Genomic DNA, 17,942 nt, shown 5'->3' on the forward strand with positions numbered 1-17,942 from the left:
TCCAAATCAAATTAATAGTCGATGATCCTGCCTGACGCAGGTGAATTTATCGGAGCATTACTCTTGTGTGAGAAAACAACAAGGGGCGCGATCCGATCAAGGGTATACTTTTTCAGCCCCATGACATCCGAGAAATGCTCTAAGGACTTGAACCCTCCCAGCTCTTCACGCTTCATCATGACACGTTTGGCGAGAATCGTTCCGATTCCCGGAAGCGAAGCAATTTGAGCCTCAGATGCCGTATTGATATCCGTCCTGTCTCTCTCCAGCAAAGGTCTCTTCGTCAGCGGCGGCATACTGCCGGATGAAAGAGGTTCGTTATCCATTGACGAGGGCATGCCTCCAAATGGAGGCGGTACGGCGCCCTGGGGCGGAGGCATCCAGCCTGATGGAGGTGGTACATTACCTAGCGGCGGAGGCATACCTCCTAATGAAAGTGGCACTTGGCCCACCGGCGGCGGCATGCTTCCAGATGGAGGTGGCACATGGCCCACCGGCGGCGGCATGCTTCCAGATGGAGGCGGCACGGCGCCCTGTGGTGAGCCCATACCTTCGGGTGCCGGCATATTGTAAGGCGGCAGCTCTACCGTCCTTGGCACTGGCGGCATATTATGCGGCAGCGTACGGCCATCAGTCGCTGTATTGAACTGGCTCTGACTGTCCTGCCACATTTGCTGCGATCTCTGCTGCTCCATTTCCTTAATTGCAGCAAGCTGAACCAAATAATCCTGGCGAATAGTGAAGGCATGGATAATAGATACAATCCACATCGTAAATACAATGCTTGCGCCGACCCCAGAGCCGGACATCATAAACGCCCCTATAAGCAGCCCAAGATACATAAACCCGAAATTACGCCAGACATGATTCTTCACTCTGATCCCGGCGTATAAAAAGGCCACAAAGCTAGTAAGCCCGAGAGGCACAAAGGTGGCCGCAACCCACCAGCTAGCTGCGATCCCTGAAGGCTGATTTTGGTTCGTATATTTCTGACTCACACCATCCCCCCCTTACTGCAGTTCCTCGATTATGTAGTACTTTATAGCTCATCGATCACCCGGTCTAAATGCATTTTTAATAGATATATACGAATTCCACCCAAAAAGGAAGCACTTTCTATTCGGACACGAGCATAATTTACAATAAAAAAACACCCTCTAGAACTTTATCGGAAGAATCAAGGAGATTCTCCAATAAACCTTTCAAGGGTGCATGTCACGGTAATTCAATTGCCCTACAGCCTATCCTCCCAGGCCATGAATCAGCGGTTTGATTCCAGGTTCGTTATACATGACGCCAGCCAGACCTCCGACCCCTTCAGAAACAGCCAAAATTAATACAAGACTGCATACAATCAACAGTACGGATTTACCTTTTCTCATGGTTTCCTTGCACCTCGCTTATTAATTTTGCATACCTGTTCTTCATTTCCGGCGTTGCCCAAGCCCGATACTTCTCAAATAACCCCACGCACCGAATAACGACCGATTCGTTATAGTAATCAGCACAGCAGTCCAAGCAGGCCAGTATATAATTTATTCCTGTCTCAGCACGTTCTGTAGACAGATAGTAGGCAGCCAGCTCCGCCAACAATCGCGCATGCTGATCGGCTGCAATCTGCGCATGATAGCTCCCGAATGCATGCCCGCGTCCCTCGAACTTCAAATGCGGGCCGAAACGCTCCAAAATATCATCCACCTGAAAATGATGGCGGTTCGCCGCCTCCGTAATTTTCAACAGGGCTGACACCCGCTCGCTATCATGAGCAGCCGCGTACTTCACGTAATCCGGCAATACTTCCAACTGCCCGGCCATCAGTCGATATAGGCAGGCATTGGCCCGGCCCCATTCCTTAAACTGACTCATGATGATGCGCTCTGTCTCACTGCAGCTCTGCACCCAGCTTGGCTCCGTATATAACGAAACGAAGTCAAGGGCCCGCTCGTAATCTTCCCGCGCCTCACAAACGTTAGCCTGCAGCAAATAGGCATAGAGAATGTAGAAAAGCAAGGGCCTTCGCGCCTCTTGTTGAATGGACGCAGATGGAAACTCGCTTCGTGAATTCGCACTGGAACTCACTGCATACTGAACCCTCGCTTTACGCCCCAGTTCCTCCGCGAGTTCCCCAACTTTAGCCCAGCGCTGATTGGCAGCATAGATATCCGCCAGGCTTTTAAGGGCATCTAATTGATCCCGTTCTTCCAAGCGTTCTACGTAAGGCTCAAAAGAAGCTGCCAAATTCATATTGGCCTCCCGGTCATCCCCCAGATGAATCGTAAATAAACGATACTGACAGAGGGCCAATCGTTCGGAATGCTGGTATTTCTCACTCTCGGCGACACATTGGTATAACAACGATGCCGCATCCTTCCTTCCTGCCTGATACCACTGCTCCGCCAGCTCAAACAGATATGGGGCGTAGGCTAAATTGTCCATGATCGCATGAATGATTCGCTGGATGCAGCCTAGCTTGTCCAATTCAGCACAGCGCCGAAGCAGCGCTCCCAGCCTGCGCCAATTCGGCGAGGATTGTACCAGGCACTCCTCAACATACAACTCGTATAAGCTGCCCTCCGCCAACCCCATACCCGCACTAATCCGATCGACCTGAAGCATCGACATCGGCTTGCGGTGATTAATCAGGCTGCTAAGCGTCCCCGCATTCACACCTGAAAAATTCGCAAATTGATGAAGCGTCAGGCCTTTCCCTTGAATATAATTCTCCAAAAGCTGTCGGATCGTGGTGGCTGGTTGCATGGATAGAACCTCCTTTCGAGAAGATGGGAATTTTATTTCTCTTAGAGGAAATAATGCTTTTTAGTATAGAAACCTCCCTTCATTAAGTAATTTGATTAACACCTTTATATTACCATTAAAACCCTTTTTGTTGAATACTTTATCTGTAGATTCCATTATACCGGAGGGATAATTAGTATTAAAAGGAGAATATTCCAGGTTGAATAACGGGAAAATTAAGGCTTCTATAGGAAAAGTATTGAAGTCGCTACGAATAAAACAAAATCTAAGCCAAGAAGACTTGGCAGGAATTTGCCAAGTTGACCGATCCTATATTTCGATGATTGAGGTAGGCCGAAACGAGCCTTCGGTAACTAAAATATTTGAGCTCTGTACAGGGTTGAAGATCAAGCCGTCTGATTTCTTACGGCTGGTAGAAATTGAAATGGAGAAGTACACAAACATCGACCAAAAACAAAAGTAAAGAGCCTTGCAGTAATACCGCAGGGCTCTTTTTATTTCAAATTTGTCTTCCTATTTTTATTGCTCGTATTCCGGCTCGGCTTTTAATTCCCCCGACTAAGCATCATTCCATACTTCTTCATCAATATCGTTGTTCCAGAAGTCCAAACTGCTTTCAGAAGCCTGGTTTAACTCCCTTAACATTCCATTTTCCCGTTTCATTTTCAAATATCCTATAAAGTCTGCAACTTCTTCTAAGTCCTTTTCCGGAATATCGGCAATTAATTCATCCCACTAAAATACCGATACACCCTCTCCAGCTTCTCCTTATGCTTCCCCCGCGGACTTTCCATATTGCCGAACTCAAAAAATTTCACCTTCTTGATGCCAACATAATTAAACAGCGCCTTGCGCATTAATGTTTTATGGGCGTTATTGAGCCAGAACAGCGGATAATGGGTTGGTCCCTTCATCGTGGAAATGCAAACGACGGATTTCCCTTTCAGCAATCCCTCTGGAAAGATTCCACCTTTATCTCTATAGGCGAACCCCGAAGCAAACATCTGGTCGATGTAACCGAGCAGCATGGCTGGAGGCCGCCCCCACCAGATCGGATAAATAAACACGATCCTATCCGCCCAAATAATTTGATCTCTGTATGGCGCTAAATCAGGATCGGTATGCATATCCCTTCTGCGCTTATTTTCATGGAATACCAGGACCGGGTTGAAGCCTTCTTTGTATAAATCGAGCACCTTGACCTCCCCAATCGCCGCATTCTCCTCACTGCCCCGGATGACCTCCTGCAAAAACGCATAATTCAAGCTCTGATGATTCGGATGTGTATAGATAACTAATAAATTCATCGCCAACCCCCCTTTACTTATCATTTGATAAGCAAAGGGTAGCACATCCCATGTTTTATTGTCAAATGATAATTATTATATGATAATTGTTTTATGATAATCACTTTGTTATCGTTCTTGTAGAGGTGATCTTATGGACAAGAAAGCACTGTTCCAAAAATTTGTGACCTTTACAGCAGCCATGCATGATATAACGAGTAATATGACAAGAGATGCTAAATCTGAAGACATTACGCCTCTTCAATATAAAATGCTCGAATACATTACCATTAACCAGCCGGTAACGCTGAGTGAAATCAGCGAATGCATGCATATTTCCATGCCAAATACGAGCCGGGAGCTCCGAAAATTAAGTGAGAAGCAGCTGTGCGATAGGGTAACGGATAAAGATGACCGGCGCAAGCAGTATATTCGACTGTCCCCACAAGGGGAGAAGATGATGACTGAGGCCTTCCGGCATGTGGAGTCCCGTTTTGCGGAACGAATCGCTCATATTTCCGAGGAGGAATTGCAAGAGATCGAGAGAGCGCTCGATCTGCTGCATCGAAAGGTGTTTTACTGAGCATAAAACGACTGAGCCCAGCGGGGATGCCGCTAGGCTCTTCTCATTCAGGCTATATCAAAGACTTGTTACAGCGCTGTCTTTAAATTAAATGGAAGCCCCTGACCGCATACTCTTAAGCAACGGGTGTACCATTTTTAACAGGCTGATCCGGCTTTAACAGTACGACGTCGCCTTCCGCGGGAACGCCCCCGATGACCAGCACCTCCGATTCAAAACCGGCAATCCGCCTTACCGGAAAATTGACTACGGCCGCCACCTGCCGGCCTATCAGCTGTTCCGGTTCATATCTTCTCGTAATTTGAGCCGAAGAACCCTTAATGCCAAGCTCGCCGAAGTCAATCTCTAGCTTTATTGCAGGTTTCCGCGCTTCCGGGAAAGGTTCTGCTTTGACCACAGTCCCTATACGAATATCCAACTTCAAAAAATCCTCTATCGTTGCCACTTTAAGTACTCACTCCAATTTTTACAGATGGGGCACATGAATGCCTTATAGTTTCTTATTTCGACACTTTGTTTCCATAATCCTTGACTGACCTTAAAGTTACTTTAATGTCAATCCATTTATTAAAAAGAGGCTGCAAAAGAGGCTGCCCCCAAGTCCTGCAACTTAGGCTCAGCCCCTTATGCATTATGACCCGGCCACGGACGGCTTCTTCTCTTTGGAGAGGAACCAGCCCGACGCACCGATGACGATAAGAACAAAATAAAAGATCAGCTTCCAAAGCGTCGAGTGCGCAAACTCGGACGAGATGATGCCTACATCCTCATGTCCCAGCGTTAAAACAGCGAGCTTGACGCCCACCCAGCCGACGATGGCGAAGGCGGCAATTTCCAAGCCTGGTCTGGAGTGCAGCAATTTCACGAACAGGTTGGCGGCAAACCGCATAATGATCAGCCCGATCAGCCCCCCTGCGAACACGACGATAAACTTCCCGCCGTCCATGCCGCCAATCGCCGGAAGCGGCGTATCCGGAAGCGTCATCGCCATCGCGACGGCTGCCAAAATTGAATCTACCGCAAAAGCAATATCCGCTAATTCAACCTTGATAACCGTGGTCCAGAAGCCGGATTGCTTCTTCTCTTTTTCCACCTTGGGCCCTTGCTTCTTAATGAATACCTTTCTGACAATGTGATTAATTGCAATAAATAACAGATACAACGCGCCGATGGCTTGAATCTGCCATACATCAACCAGGTAAGAGATGATAAACAACGAAGCAAGACGGAAAACAAAAGCGCCCGCGAGCCCGTAGAACAAAGCTCTTTTTCTATCCGATTCAGGCAGATGCTTCACCATAATCGCCAGCACCAGCGCATTATCCGCGGCCAGAAGACCCTCCAGAGCGACCAATAATACTAAAACCCAACCATATTCCAACAACATTGAGAAATCCATTTTCTATCCCCTCTCCTGACTCGTTTTACTGTTACTATTGTTGGCTTTTTACCTTGTAAATCATCCATCCGGATGAATTCGGACGCCTGATCCCCCCTTAAGAGCCCATAAAACAACTAAAACCTTTGCCTGGCCGGCAAAGGTTTCCATCAAAAAAGACCCTTGCCGAAATAAAACATTGGCAAAGGTCTTGCTAACAACGAATTCGTTGCCAACAAAGCCGGAAGACGGAGTCTTCGAAATGACGACTTTGCTGTATTAGCTACTCCCCTTTTGGAAGAATATCAATTTGTTTAAATATAACGGCTTCACTAGGGTTTTGTCAATGGACATGTTCGTGCCCAGGCTTATTTAAATGTTCCCCTCGTTCTCCGCTTCCCAGCGGGCAACTTCCTCACGCACCCGCGGGGCAACCTCGGTACCCAGCAGCTCGATGGCGCGCATAACATCCTCATGCGGCATCGTACCTAGCGGGACGTGCAGGAAGAAGCGGGTAATCCCGACATGCTTGCGCAGGTTGATAATCTTCTGGGCCACCGTCTCCGGGTCGCCAACGTACAGCGCCCCATCCGGGCTCCTCGCGGCGTCGAAGCTTGAACGATCATAATGGCCCCAGCCCCGTTCGCGGCCGATCACGTTCATGACCGCCTGCGTGGAAGGGAAGAATTTGTCCGCGGCAGCCTCCGTATCCTCCCCGACGAAGCCATGCGAGTGCGACGCAATTGGCAGCTTGGATACATCATGCCCGGCCTTAGCTGCTGCCCGCTTATACAGCTGCACGAGCGGAGCGAATTGGATCGGCCGCCCGCCGATAATCGCGAGTACAAGCGGCAGCCCAAGCAGCCCCGCACGAATGACCGATTCCTGGTTCCCCCCGCTGCCAATCCAAACCGGCAGCGGACTCTGAACCGGACGCGGATAGACGCCCAGGTTATGAATCGCCGGCCGATGCTTACCGCTCCACGTCACCTTCTCGGATTCACATAATTTGAGCAGCAGCTCCAGCTTCTCGTCGAATAATTCATCATAGTCCTGCAGATCATAACCGAACAGCGGGAAGGACTCGATGAAAGACCCCCGGCCCGCCATGATCTCCGCGCGCCCGTTCGAAATTCCGTCAAGTGTGGCGAAGTCCTGGAACACCCGCACCGGATCGTCGGAGGACAGCACCGTAACCGCGCTCGTCAGCCGAATCCGCTTCGTCTGAGCTGCCGCCGCAGCCAGCACGACGGCCGGGGAAGATGCAGCATAATCCTTGCGGTGATGCTCGCCAACCCCATATACGTCGAGGCCTACCTTGTCGGCCAGTACAATCTCCTCCACGACCTCGCGCAGCCGCTGGGCATGGCTCATGACCTCACCGGTATGCACATCCGGCGACGTCTCTACAAAAGTGCTTATGCCTATTTCCATTGTCAAACCCCTCCTGTATCCATCCATTTCACTTCATTTTCAGCTTCCTAATTAACTTTCTAAATGTAAGAACCATTCAAACGGTAAGTTGTTGTTTCTCTCATTGTATCCCATTTCTAGCGGAATGGCTATCCTGAACAAAAGCAGGCTATAGCTGGATCTCAAGCAGGGTTATCCATTACTAGGCAGGCGACAGCCAGTGAGCAGGGTGTTCCAGGGCTGGCGGCAGCTTGGTGTGGGCATCTCCCTTGGCAGAGTTGATTTGGGCCTGAGTGAGAAAAATACTGTCCGTAAGATCAGCCCCCCGAAGATCTGCATCCCGCAAATCCGCGCCGATGAGATCTGCCCCTCTTAAATCTGCGCCCCGAACGTCGGAGGCAATCAGGTATGCCCCTCTTAAATTGGCTGCTCGAAGGTCAGCGCCTTTAAGCTTAGCCCCGATCAAATCCGCGCCCCGGTTAAAGGATTTTGGACGAGCAGCCGAGCCCTTCAGTGATTGCAATACTGCCGATCTTACAAGCTCGCTGGCTCGAAGGAGCAGCTTATTCATTTCAGCCCGGTGTGCAGCTACATCCAGTTTCAAGAGAATGTCAGCGTCAAGATATGTCAATTGTTCCGTCTCTTCCAAAGCTATCCGAACGTCCTCATGAATGGAGCGTGCAGATGGAATGGTCAGCACTTCGGCCAAATACCATAAAAGCTCATGAAGCTGCCACATTACCGGAAATACCTCGAACATCATCTGAGCCGTATCCGGATACTGCCGCCAGTCGCGCCCCCCGAAGGTTCCTTGCGAGACCTGTTGGCCCGCACCGAAGCAGTCAAATACTGTACAGCCCCGAAAACCGTACTGTCTGAGATTCTGGTGAATGCCGCAGCGAAAATCCGTCTGTAGATTCGGGCAAGGCTGTCCGGCATTTTTATCGATCGCAAAATCAACCGAAGCCGCATACGGAAGCGCAACACAGCATAACCCGAAGCAGCTCTCGCAGTCGGCCCGCAAATTCGATTCCCGTCCTAAGCCAGTGGGAGATGAAGCCGCTGTATTATTATGATGCCCATAAGTTGCAAAATTTCTTTGTCCACGATCGCTATCAGACATGCTCATTCTCCTTCCTGTAAACGTTATTATTCTATTACAACCGAGGAGTTTATGGCATCAAAAATTCCTTAAAACACAGCTTCTCAACACAAAGAAGGACAAGATCCCCTTCAGATGAAGGAGGTCTCTTGTCCTCTCTTATATTTACCGTATCAAGCTTTCATCCAAAAATTGGCAATTATATCTTCTTCACGAATTCCGATTTCAGCTTCATCGCACCAAAACCGTCGATTTTGCAATCGATATCGTGATCCCCGTCGATGAGACGGATGTTCTTCACCTTCGTCCCGATTTTGATGACCGAGGAGCTTCCCTTCACCTTCAAATCTTTGATAACGGTAATGGAATCGCCGTCGTTTAGAATATTGCCATTGGCATCCTTGACGACTCGAGCCCCTTCCCCCTCCGCGCTTTCGCCATTTGCCGACCATTCATGGCCGCACTCCGGGCATACTAGCAAGTCTCTATCTTCATATGTATATTCAGAACTACATTTTGGGCAATTCGGCAGCGGCATAACTTCCATGTCCTCCATTCATTATGTTCAGTAGTTGCGCGCCCGCATAGCAAGATAGCAAGCATACAGGAGCGCCCATATGCCTTATATAGTGTCATAATCCGCCCATATTGGCAAACATCGCTTGAATTATAAGATTTTATCCCTCTTTTATGAATATTTCCCCCTTCCCAATTTACGGGTCAGATTCCATGATTAAGGTGTTAACATTTTATGAACATCCATAAGGAAAGGACTGAGAATTTAAAAGGGATTTCGTCAAATTGGCAGCTGAAGGGAGGCTGATACGAAACACCGCAGCAATTCTAGTAAACGCTTTCAATAAAGTCGATAACCTAATAGGGGTGAAAATGGTGAACTCTATGATACCCAGGAAACGCGCAAAATGGATGGTATGGTTTCTGATCTTTGCACTAGCTTTTACACCGCTGCTTAGCTCAATGACTGCCTACGCCGCAGATGGCTCAACTCCTCAGTCTACAGCCTCCTCCGCAAATGCCCCTGCGACAGTGACCAGTTCCACTTACGCACCTCAAGACCCGCTAGCACCGCAAAATTTAAGGGTAATTCCATCTTCAATTACTTCTACAGAAGCTGCCATAGAATGGGATTATGATCCCAATGATCCGAATCACAAAGCCGATATCGATGTCTGGCACGCCGATACCGACGAGTATTTCACCTGGGGAAGCGGCGACAGCCGTACGATTGACAACTTAAAACCAAATACGACTTACAGGCTGTATGCAACCTGGTATGAAAGACCGGCCCCCGGCGCGGCACTGCGGCATAAAAGCAATGTCGTGGAATTTACGACTCTCGACGGTCCCGGAAAACCTGAGAAGACTGCCGGCCCGGCGAATCTGCGGCTGGTTGAGGTAACTCATAACCAGGCAACCTTTGAATGGGATTATCTCCCGAATGACCCAAATGATATTGATGTCTGGAATGCCGATACCGACGGGTACATCACTTGGGGAAATCTAACTACGCATGCGGTCTCAGGGCTGGAACCGGAAACGACTTATCGGATCTACATCACCTGGTATGACCACAGGCCTTCTAAAGCATTCAAGAGCAATATCCTCGAATTCACAACTACGGCCGATAACACCGTGTATGAGGAGGCACCTTTAGCGCCTCCAAGCTATCTGAAGGTGACCGATGTCTCCGCAGATACGGTAACGCTGAACTGGGGTTCGAGCCCGCGAGCGGCCGGCTACAACATCTATGTAAACGGTACTTTGGAAGACACAACCTCAGGCCGGAACAACACTACAATAACCTACGGCCCGCTTAAAACCGGTGAAACCTATACTTTCGCTGTGACAGCGATAAATGATGACGAGCCTCCTTCAGAAAATAGCAATCTGGTATCCATCAAATGGGGCGAGCTTGCGCAGCCAAAAGGCTTGCAACTCGTAACGTCAACAAGGTCTTCAGCAGCCTTAGGCTGGGCGCCTGTACCTGGAGCTACCAGCTATGACATCTATCAAAATGGAACCAAGATCGGCTCCAGCAGCGAGAACCGTTACTTAGCCGAGGGGATTAAAGAAGGCAATGCCTATCACTATACGATCGTTGCCTCCAACCGCTTATGGTCCTCTTCTAAGAGTGAGGAAATCAAAGTAGTACCGGGCAGCAACTATAATAATACTACTTATTACTCCTCCTGGTCTGCTAGTCCGACGGGGCGCAATTTCCACCCGAAGGATATTGATGTATCGCAAATCACACATATTAACTACGCCTTTGCTGATCTTTGCTGGAAGAAGTTCGGCAGCGCTGCAAGAGCCTGTGAAGACCCTACTATTCCCGCACAAAATCGCTACGTCTATAATGGCGAAATGATCATTGGAGATCCGGAATTCGATTTCGTGAATTTCAAAGCTTTGGCGGAGATCAGAGACCAGAACCCTCATTTGAAGCTGATGATTTCCGTCGGGGGCTGGTCCTGGTCCAACCATTTCTCCAATATGGCAAGTACAGAGGAAACCCGTCGCTCCTTTGCAGACTCTGTGGTTAATTTCCTCCGTGAATACAAGCTGGACGGATTAGACGTGGACTGGGAATATCCTGTCGAGGGCGGTGAAGACGACAACTCCAAAAGCCCGGAGGACCCGATAAACTTCACGCTGCTCATGAAGACCGTCCGGGAGGCGCTGGATGCAGCCGGCTCCGAGGACAACAAATACTATATACTAACGATCGCCTCCGGTCAGGGCGACAATTTCGTTAGAAATGCCGACCTCGCCAACTCAGTTAAGTATCTCGATACGATCAACATTATGAGTTACGATTACAGCGGAAGCTGGGAGACGCTTGCGCACCATAATTCGCCGCTGTTCTATGACAAGGAGCATCCGCTCGCATCGAGCACAGCCCCGAGAAACAATGTGCTTGGCGGCCTGCTCGGCCATTTGAACGGTGGGGTGCCTAAGCATAAATTAGCTGTGGGTGTGCCTTATTACGGCAAAGCATGGGCGGATTGCCCTGCTAATGGCCAATATGAGACCTGCGGAAGCATTCTGCCGGGAACATGGGAAGCAGGCATACTGGATTTTACAGACGTTGAAGAGAACTTCTTGAACAAAGACGGCTATGTCCGTTATTGGAATGAAGCTGCCAAGGTACCTTACCTTTACAGCGAGGACACCAAAGGCTTCGTAACCTATAACGACGCAGCAACCATGATGTATACGGCTTCGATCGTCAAATCTCTGGATATCGCAGGCGTGATGAGCTGGGATGTCAGCGGCGATCGCAACCGGACACTGACGACACAGTTAGTGCATGAACTGCCAATTGACGGCAGCGTAAATTCTTCCGCTCTAGCAGCTCCTGGCCAGCTTGCATTGGCTTCCAAATCGGCGAATTCGCTGCAGGTCCAATGGGGAGCGGTTACAGGAGCGACCGAGTATGAAGTCTATGTGAATAACGCGATGGTCGGAACAACAACTGCCAGCCAATACGCCATCAATTCTCTTAGTCCAAATACTACTTACCAAATCCACGTGCTGGCGATTGCAAAGTCAAGTGAACAGATTGAGAAGGTATCTGCGGCTTCTAACGTGCTGACTGCGCAAACTTCAATCGGTGCTGGATCAGGTGGATCTGGCGGTTCCGGAGGATCGGGCGGCTCTGGTTCGGGTTCGACTCCACCAGCCCCGCAGAAGCCCAAGCCGGAAGGACAGCTCGACGCCAAAGTCGTCCTTGATGGGGATAGGGCCGTGGTAACCTTGTCGGCCGACACAGCAGTTGAAGCAATTCACAACTCCAACTCCTTGAATTTCCAAGTCGCTGCTGGAGATCAAGCGAAGCAAGCGGAGCTCGACATTCCAGCAGAAGTGATTGCCGCCCTGGCCGCCAAAGGACCGCAGAGCAGCCTGTCGCTGCTTCTGGACGGAAGGGAGCATCGGATTCCTGCAGCTCTGATTGCCGGAGAAGGAAATGCGAGCATTTCCATCGCAGCTCCGGCTCCAGCTGAAACAGCCGCCCTGAAGGAGCTGCTGCAGGGCAAGAAGGTGCTGACAGAGCCGACCGTACTCCGGATCGAAAAACAGAACGCGGATAATACGACAAAAGGGCTCAAGCATTTCGGCAAGTCGATGGTAAGCGAATTTATTACAATGGATGCAGGCAGCATCGACGTCAAAAGCCTCATCGGTATCATCTATATTCCAGACAGCAATGAAATCCGTTCTGTGCCTACCGTTGTTAAAGTCAATTCCGATGGTACAATCACTGTGGAAATCAAGAAAACGGGCAACGGTATTTATGCACTGGCCCAATCCAGCCCCCCTAACCTTCTTGATGTCTCGCATTGGGCCGCAAAGGATGTGGCTGAGGCTATAGCCAAGTTGATCACAGCAAGCGAGAATGCCCAGCATTTTGGGGGCAAGCAAGAAACGACCCGCGCCGAAATCATATCGATGATTGTAAGAGGCCTGGGGATTATTCCTGAAACGAGCGAACCGGTGTTTGCCGATGTAGATCCGCAATCGAAGTATGCGAATGATATTGCCGCCGCTTATGCTGCAGGGCTGATCAAGGGCAGAACAGGCGCTGCCTTCGATCCAAATGGGCTGGTTACCCGTCAGGAGCTGGCGGTCATGCTGGCCAATGCGATGAGCTACGCAGGCAAAGAGAATGCTGCAGGAGCGGCAGCATTGAACAGATTTAAAGATCAGCAGGCCATTGCTTCCTTTGCCCGGGAGGCTATGGCTTCCATGGTAGAGCACAACATTATTTATGGAATGTCAGCTGACGAACTGGCTCCTGGGGCGTATGTGACCCGTGAGCAGAACGTAGCTACCGTCATGAGAATGCTGCGCGCACTGCAATTATCGAATTAATTGTTCTACGCCAATGATCTGCACAACCCAAAAAGCAGCAAGCCCCCTCTATTTAGGGAGGCTTGCTGCTTTACTTCTTCGCGGCACAACAGCCGACCGTTGGGCCTATAAAATTAAAATGGATTGATGACATGGAAAAAGACGTTTGGCGAGGCCATGCGGTAATAATAACTGCACCAGCCCGCTCCCTTCTGATTGAAGCGGTTGACCGAGCTGTATACCAGCCGATCCTGCTCCAGCTCTTCAATGGCCGGTATTCGGCCGTCTACGTAGTCAAGCAGCCTTACCGCAGCCGTATCCAGCCGACTCAAGACTCCGCCATAACGGATATCGATAACCTCCCAGCCGAACGGCTTGAACATCCGCAGCCATTGAGAGCGATGCGCGGCTCTCAGCTCCTTGACCGCGGCCGCAATGGACGGCAGCACCCCCTCCGCAATACGCCGCAGCTCGGCTTGATCGCCGGAGTCATAGGCCCGCTTCAGTTCAAGGCCAATTTCGCTTTTTTGCTTCAACACCGCGCACAGCTTCTCCGGCACGTCGAACAAATAATCCAGCTCGGCATCCTTTACGCGCACTCGGCGAATTTCCTGCTCAAGCTGCGCATAATGGTCCGCCATGGCCAGCCCCTCAATCTGCTTATCAAACAGCCCCAGCAGCACATCCTGATACAGCAGGAATTTGGATGGGTTGCTCTGCTTGCTGTTATTTGGCTCCGAGCCTGGCGTCTCATCTAGATCCTTGAACTTCAGGAATGCCTCAGCCTCGATGCCTGTACAGAACTTTACCCGTTCCGCCACCTGGCTCCAGGCCAGTTCTCCTTCCGTATAGGCATGCTCCGCGTAAAACTGCAACCCGAGCAGTGCCGCATACGGATTCCCCTCCATGCCGTCGTCGCCCCACATCGTGGCGTAGACTTCACGAATGCCCTCTTGCTTACATACCTGAAGCGCCGAATCCGTAGCGTTCAGGGACAGCCCATAGTTCACGCCAAAGGTGTTGAACACCCAAATCCCCCCGGCAAATGCCAGATTGCAGCCCAGCGGCCGATGCTTCGCAATCAGCTTTACATAATCCTCTTTGTCGATGTGCGCATAATCCCAGTACACCATATCCACATCCTTTGGAATTCTGCGCGCCATTTCCTCAGGGATCTGTGTCTCGGTATCATAATGCTCCGCCCCGTCCTTCGAGGCAAATTTCAAGAACATATCGCTCCACATCATCGGCTTCAGTCCCCGGCGGCGCACCATCTCGAGCACCTTCTCCAAATGGCCGGTCATGATTTCAAATCTATCTACATATCCGTTCTGATCCAGATATTTGCCCCGGCCAAGCTCCTCCGCTTCATCCATGCCAATATGGATCTTCCGGCTGCGGAACGGGGCGCTGACCGCTTCGATCATCCGGTCGACCAATTCCTCGGTTCTCTCATCTCCGACCAGGAGCGCTCCCTTCGTGTCTTTATAGAAGGACACCGGCTCCCATTTTAGAAACTCCTCCAGGTGCGCAAGGGTCTGGATGCTTGGGAATGCCTCAATTCCAAATTGATCCGCGTAATCATCGATTTCCCGGAGCTCATCCTGCGTATAACGTCCCCGCATATAACCGAAGTAAGGCTCGCCGCTAATTTCATAGGTATCCTCGAGATACAGCATCACCGTGTTTAGGCCCATCAACGCCATTTTTCGCAGCAAAAACCTGAAGCTGTCCAACGTCAGGACACCATTGCGGGACAAGTCGAACATCGGGCCGATCGTGTCAAACTGCTCCGTTTCCCGAATTGTAAAAGGCCTGCCGTTTCGGCCATACTGCACAAGCAGACCCAACCCCCGAAAGAATTGGTGTTTTCTGGCGAAGCGGATGTACGCCCCGCCTTCGTTCAATCCGATTTCAAGATCGCCGGCAGAGGATTCTACCTGAACGGGAAGACCGGCCTCATCTTCCGTAAAGGCAATTTCCTGCGACAAGGCCTGAATTCCAGGCCGCAGAGACGTCACATTTCCTTCAAAGCGCAGCTTCATTTTCCCCCTCCTAATATACAGGCTTTTTCCACGCTATCCAGAATATAAAGCGCTTTACTACCTACTATACTAGAAAAAATATAGCCTAAAGGGGGAAATTCCTCTGATCATTTTCATAGATTAACTACTAAATAAAATAAGATAAACGTAGTAGGCCATTGGCATTATATTGACATTATTCCACATAATTATACAATGTCATTAGATAGATTTATTTTTGATACGTCGTATTTCATACATAACTACTACTTTAGTAATGTTTTTCACATTTTTTAGGTCAGAACTGTCTAAACTATTTTATTTTAGGAGACGAAGCTATGGCTAGGGATACTAAAAATAAGTCAATGGGTTGGTTGAAAGGCGTTCTTTCTAATTCAAATGAACCTGTTCCAACTGCCAAAGAAGGGGTAGAAGAACCTCTAGAGCTAGTCGAAGATACGGTTAGCCACAAGGAAGTACCCAGTCCATCGGAAAGCTCTAGCAAGAAATACATGCTTTCTAAAGAGAATCTTGATAAAGTATCTCTGGATTTAGTCGTTTCTCTTGAGAACATGCTGAATGAGCGGCAGTTGATTCTGTACAAAAACGAAGATTACGAGCAGCAGCTGCAGACGGCAAATGAAGCGATCAGCCGTTTAAAGTATGATCTGGTCAAGAAGGAACAGATTATTCAAGATAAAAGCAAGGAAATCCGCACGCTGGAAACTAGCCTGACCAACAAGCAAATGGCTTATGATCAGCTTCTCGAAGACTATAAAGAGTATCAAAGTACGGCAAACCACGACTTCGAGAAGGTATCCAGCCAGCTGGAGAAAGAAATCAACAAGTATAACCTGCTCAAAGAAGAGTCGGCGAATATCCAGTATCAAAATATGCTAACGATGAGAGAACTGGAAGAGAGAATCCGAGAGTTGGAAGCTGAGAATACGAAGTTCGAGGCACAATACGCAAAAATTTTGGCGGAAAAAGCCGAGTTAATGCAGACGATCAACGATTTTACAGAGCGGATGTCGTTCTCCTTCTCATCAAAATCCACTTCAACTTCCGAATAATGACTACCTGCTCTCTAGTTACTGCTAGAGAAAGGAGATATCTATGTCCGTGCAAGTCTATCAGGTGAAGCTGCTAGAGCTTCATTCCGTCCATAAAGAGCTAGATCAATCCTATTTGCGAGTCAAGTTGACCTCTGATCAGGAATTAGAGCTGCTGTGGCATATCGACGAGGAAACAGCGGCAAGCCTGCTGGCCATCCTGGAACCGGAAGGGGTCTACAAATATAGATTATCCTTCCATAGCTCTTGGAATTCCGCCAAAAACCAATACGAAAGCTTCCTGACCAAAACCTACCGCGATCAAAGCGAGAGAGTCTATTTCTCCTGCTCGGAAGCCTATGTAAGCGGATTAAATGCGATCAAGAACAATGAGCCCGCCAGCGAAATCCAAACCCGGTCAGCTAAATCCGAGGTGCCGCCTCCGCAGGAGTCCCCAGCGGCGAAGGTAGTCCGTCAGCCTAAGCTCCAGCGCAGGTTAACCTGGTCGGCAGTTGCGTTGTTGAGCCTGGTTTTCACGGTTCTGCTGGGATCTTCTGTGCCAACCTTTATCTATAAGGCAGCCAGCGGTGAAATGGCAAGCGTAAGTATCGGCGAGAGCGAAATCAACAGAAATTTCGCCGGATACGTGGCAGGCCACAGAGCTGTCACCGTTAGCTCACAGTTCAAAACCAGCCCTACCGGCGAACCGAGACAATCTCTGCAGGAGTCCGTTCAGCCAGCTTTACCGACCGTAGCCCTAGAGGAAACCGTTACCTTCAACCTTCCTAAAGGCAAAGTGGCGCTGACCTTTGACGACGGCCCATCGAAGTATACTAAGGCGATAACGGATATCCTGACAGAACATGAAGTTGGGGGCAGCTTCTTTTTTGTCGGGAAAAACGTTAAAAAGTACCCTGAATCGGTGCAATACGCAAAATCAAGCGGGTACACAGTCGGCAGCCACAGCATGAATCATTTGGAATTGCCCAAGCTGTCTAGCGATAAACAAAAGTATGAAATCACGCATCCTAATGAGCTGATTCAGAAAATCACCAACGAGCCTGTCGTGCTGTTCCGGCCTCCTTACGGAGCCTACAATGATTCGATCACCGACATTGTACGTGGAATCGATAACAAGATGGTGCTGTGGAACGTGGACACCAAGGATTGGGAAAGCCGGGATGCCGAGAAAATTTACAATTCCGTGGCAAAGACCAAAGTTAACGGATCGATTATTCTTCTCCATGAATCCCAGGCCACGGTTGACGCCTTGCCGCGAATCATTCAGTTCCTGAAGGAACAGAACCTGGAGCTTGTCAATTTGCAATAACCATGAAGACCACCCTTTTGAAGTGACCCCGAAAAGTTAGACAGTTATTAATTTATTAAGCGAAACTCTGGGAATTAGTTCGGTACTGGATCGGGCTCATTCCCTTTAGTTTTGCCTTGATACGCTTGTGATTGTAGTACTCGAT

General features: G+C 49.4%; 16 protein-coding genes. 5 read left to right on the plus strand and 11 right to left on the minus strand.

Going from position 1 to position 17,942, the window contains the following annotated elements; translation table 11 throughout:
• Positions 1-11 precede the first annotated feature (11 nt).
• The 3 genes from GNP95_RS26640 to GNP95_RS24400 all read right to left on the minus strand — a co-directional run bounded on the left by GNP95_RS26640 (position 12) and on the right by GNP95_RS24400 (position 2,757).
• On the minus strand, positions 12-998 hold the full coding sequence (locus GNP95_RS26640) for a ComEA family DNA-binding protein (RefSeq protein WP_155613417.1): 987 nt from the start codon (positions 996-998) through the stop codon (positions 12-14).
• Between the two features lie 243 nt (positions 999-1,241).
• The gene (locus GNP95_RS24395) at positions 1,242-1,382 is read right to left on the minus strand and encodes a hypothetical protein (RefSeq protein WP_155613418.1); all 141 of its coding nucleotides are present in this window, start codon (positions 1,380-1,382) and stop codon (positions 1,242-1,244) included.
• Positions 1,369-2,757, minus strand: coding sequence for a transcriptional regulator (locus GNP95_RS24400; RefSeq protein WP_155613419.1), 1,389 nt, complete (start codon positions 2,755-2,757; stop codon positions 1,369-1,371). Before GNP95_RS24400 ends, GNP95_RS24395 begins: the two co-directional genes overlap by 14 nt.
• A gap of 199 nt (positions 2,758-2,956) precedes the next feature.
• Between GNP95_RS24400 and GNP95_RS24405 the strand changes: the two genes are divergently transcribed.
• Positions 2,957-3,220, plus strand: coding sequence for a helix-turn-helix domain-containing protein (locus GNP95_RS24405; RefSeq protein ID WP_155613420.1), 264 nt, complete (start codon positions 2,957-2,959; stop codon positions 3,218-3,220).
• Between the two features lie 259 nt (positions 3,221-3,479).
• On the opposite strand, the gene GNP95_RS24410 is transcribed toward GNP95_RS24405, so the two are convergent.
• The gene (locus GNP95_RS24410; protein WP_155613421.1) at positions 3,480-4,064 is read right to left on the minus strand and encodes an NAD(P)H-dependent oxidoreductase; all 585 of its coding nucleotides are present in this window, start codon (positions 4,062-4,064) and stop codon (positions 3,480-3,482) included.
• 133 nt (positions 4,065-4,197) lie between these two features.
• Between GNP95_RS24410 and GNP95_RS24415 the strand changes: the two genes are divergently transcribed.
• Positions 4,198-4,626, plus strand: a complete 429-nt coding sequence (locus tag GNP95_RS24415; protein ID WP_155613422.1) for a MarR family winged helix-turn-helix transcriptional regulator — start codon at positions 4,198-4,200, stop codon at positions 4,624-4,626.
• A gap of 115 nt (positions 4,627-4,741) precedes the next feature.
• On the opposite strand, the gene csaA is transcribed toward GNP95_RS24415, so the two are convergent.
• From csaA to GNP95_RS24440, 5 genes are all read right to left on the minus strand, one after another.
• Positions 4,742-5,071: a chaperone CsaA gene (csaA, locus tag GNP95_RS24420; RefSeq protein ID WP_330163607.1), complete on the minus strand. Its 330-nt coding sequence runs from the start codon at positions 5,069-5,071 to the stop codon at positions 4,742-4,744.
• 186 nt (positions 5,072-5,257) lie between these two features.
• Complete coding sequence (locus GNP95_RS24425) at positions 5,258-6,025, minus strand: TerC family protein (RefSeq protein ID WP_155613423.1); 768 nt, start codon at positions 6,023-6,025, stop codon at positions 5,258-5,260.
• A 351-nt stretch (positions 6,026-6,376) separates the two neighbouring features.
• Complete coding sequence (locus GNP95_RS24430; RefSeq protein ID WP_155613424.1) at positions 6,377-7,438, minus strand: LLM class flavin-dependent oxidoreductase; 1,062 nt, start codon at positions 7,436-7,438, stop codon at positions 6,377-6,379.
• Between the two features lie 181 nt (positions 7,439-7,619).
• A complete protein-coding gene (locus GNP95_RS24435) occupies positions 7,620-8,540 on the minus strand; it encodes a pentapeptide repeat-containing protein (RefSeq protein ID WP_155613425.1) in 921 nt (306 codons plus the stop codon).
• Between the two features lie 178 nt (positions 8,541-8,718).
• A complete protein-coding gene (locus GNP95_RS24440; RefSeq protein WP_155613426.1) occupies positions 8,719-9,066 on the minus strand; it encodes a zinc ribbon domain-containing protein YjdM in 348 nt (115 codons plus the stop codon).
• A gap of 353 nt (positions 9,067-9,419) precedes the next feature.
• On the opposite strand from GNP95_RS24440, the gene GNP95_RS24445 reads away from it, so the two are divergent.
• Positions 9,420-13,412 (plus strand): glycosyl hydrolase family 18 protein, encoded by a 3,993-nt coding sequence (locus GNP95_RS24445; protein WP_155613427.1) that lies wholly within the window; start codon positions 9,420-9,422, stop codon positions 13,410-13,412.
• Between the two features lie 113 nt (positions 13,413-13,525).
• On the opposite strand, the gene GNP95_RS24450 is transcribed toward GNP95_RS24445, so the two are convergent.
• Positions 13,526-15,436 (minus strand): beta-N-acetylhexosaminidase, encoded by a 1,911-nt coding sequence (locus GNP95_RS24450; RefSeq protein WP_155613428.1) that lies wholly within the window; start codon positions 15,434-15,436, stop codon positions 13,526-13,528.
• A gap of 344 nt (positions 15,437-15,780) precedes the next feature.
• Between GNP95_RS24450 and GNP95_RS24455 the strand changes: the two genes are divergently transcribed.
• Together GNP95_RS24455 and GNP95_RS24460 are read left to right on the plus strand one after the other, a co-directional pair.
• Complete coding sequence (locus GNP95_RS24455) at positions 15,781-16,488, plus strand: hypothetical protein (protein WP_230873991.1); 708 nt, start codon at positions 15,781-15,783, stop codon at positions 16,486-16,488.
• Positions 16,489-16,531: 43 nt separating this feature from the next.
• Entirely contained in the window at positions 16,532-17,797 is a 1,266-nt protein-coding gene (locus tag GNP95_RS24460; RefSeq protein WP_155613430.1) for a polysaccharide deacetylase family protein, read from the plus strand.
• A 55-nt stretch (positions 17,798-17,852) separates the two neighbouring features.
• Here GNP95_RS24460 and GNP95_RS24465 read toward each other — a convergent pair.
• On the minus strand, positions 17,853-17,942 hold a 90-nt coding region (locus tag GNP95_RS24465), incomplete at its 5' end, for an IS3 family transposase (protein WP_155613041.1).

The organism is Paenibacillus woosongensis (assembly GCF_009725165.1).
Lineage (GTDB): Bacteria > Bacillota > Bacilli > Paenibacillales > Paenibacillaceae > Fontibacillus > Fontibacillus woosongensis.

What these genes read in the sequence shown, in the direction of transcription:
- GNP95_RS24400 (WP_155613419.1), bottom strand. Translation starts at nt 2,757, where the DNA reads ATGCAACCAGCCACCACGATCCGACAGCTTTTGGAGAATTATATTCAA.
- GNP95_RS24425 (WP_155613423.1), bottom strand. Translation starts at nt 6,025, where the DNA reads ATGGATTTCTCAATGTTGTTGGAATATGGTTGGGTTTTAGTATTATTG.
- GNP95_RS24410 (WP_155613421.1), bottom strand. Translation starts at nt 4,064, where the DNA reads ATGAATTTATTAGTTATCTATACACATCCGAATCATCAGAGCTTGAAT.
- GNP95_RS24455 (WP_230873991.1), top strand. Translation starts at nt 15,781, where the DNA reads ATGGGTTGGTTGAAAGGCGTTCTTTCTAATTCAAATGAACCTGTTCCA.
- GNP95_RS24435 (WP_155613425.1), bottom strand. Translation starts at nt 8,540, where the DNA reads ATGTCTGATAGCGATCGTGGACAAAGAAATTTTGCAACTTATGGGCAT.
- GNP95_RS24445 (WP_155613427.1), top strand. Translation starts at nt 9,420, where the DNA reads ATGATACCCAGGAAACGCGCAAAATGGATGGTATGGTTTCTGATCTTT.
- GNP95_RS24415 (WP_155613422.1), top strand. Translation starts at nt 4,198, where the DNA reads ATGGACAAGAAAGCACTGTTCCAAAAATTTGTGACCTTTACAGCAGCC.
- GNP95_RS24450 (WP_155613428.1), bottom strand. Translation starts at nt 15,436, where the DNA reads ATGAAGCTGCGCTTTGAAGGAAATGTGACGTCTCTGCGGCCTGGAATT.
- GNP95_RS24395 (WP_155613418.1), bottom strand. Translation starts at nt 1,382, where the DNA reads ATGAGAAAAGGTAAATCCGTACTGTTGATTGTATGCAGTCTTGTATTA.
- GNP95_RS24430 (WP_155613424.1), bottom strand. Translation starts at nt 7,438, where the DNA reads ATGGAAATAGGCATAAGCACTTTTGTAGAGACGTCGCCGGATGTGCAT.
- GNP95_RS24460 (WP_155613430.1), top strand. Translation starts at nt 16,532, where the DNA reads ATGTCCGTGCAAGTCTATCAGGTGAAGCTGCTAGAGCTTCATTCCGTC.
- GNP95_RS24440 (WP_155613426.1), bottom strand. Translation starts at nt 9,066, where the DNA reads ATGGAAGTTATGCCGCTGCCGAATTGCCCAAAATGTAGTTCTGAATAT.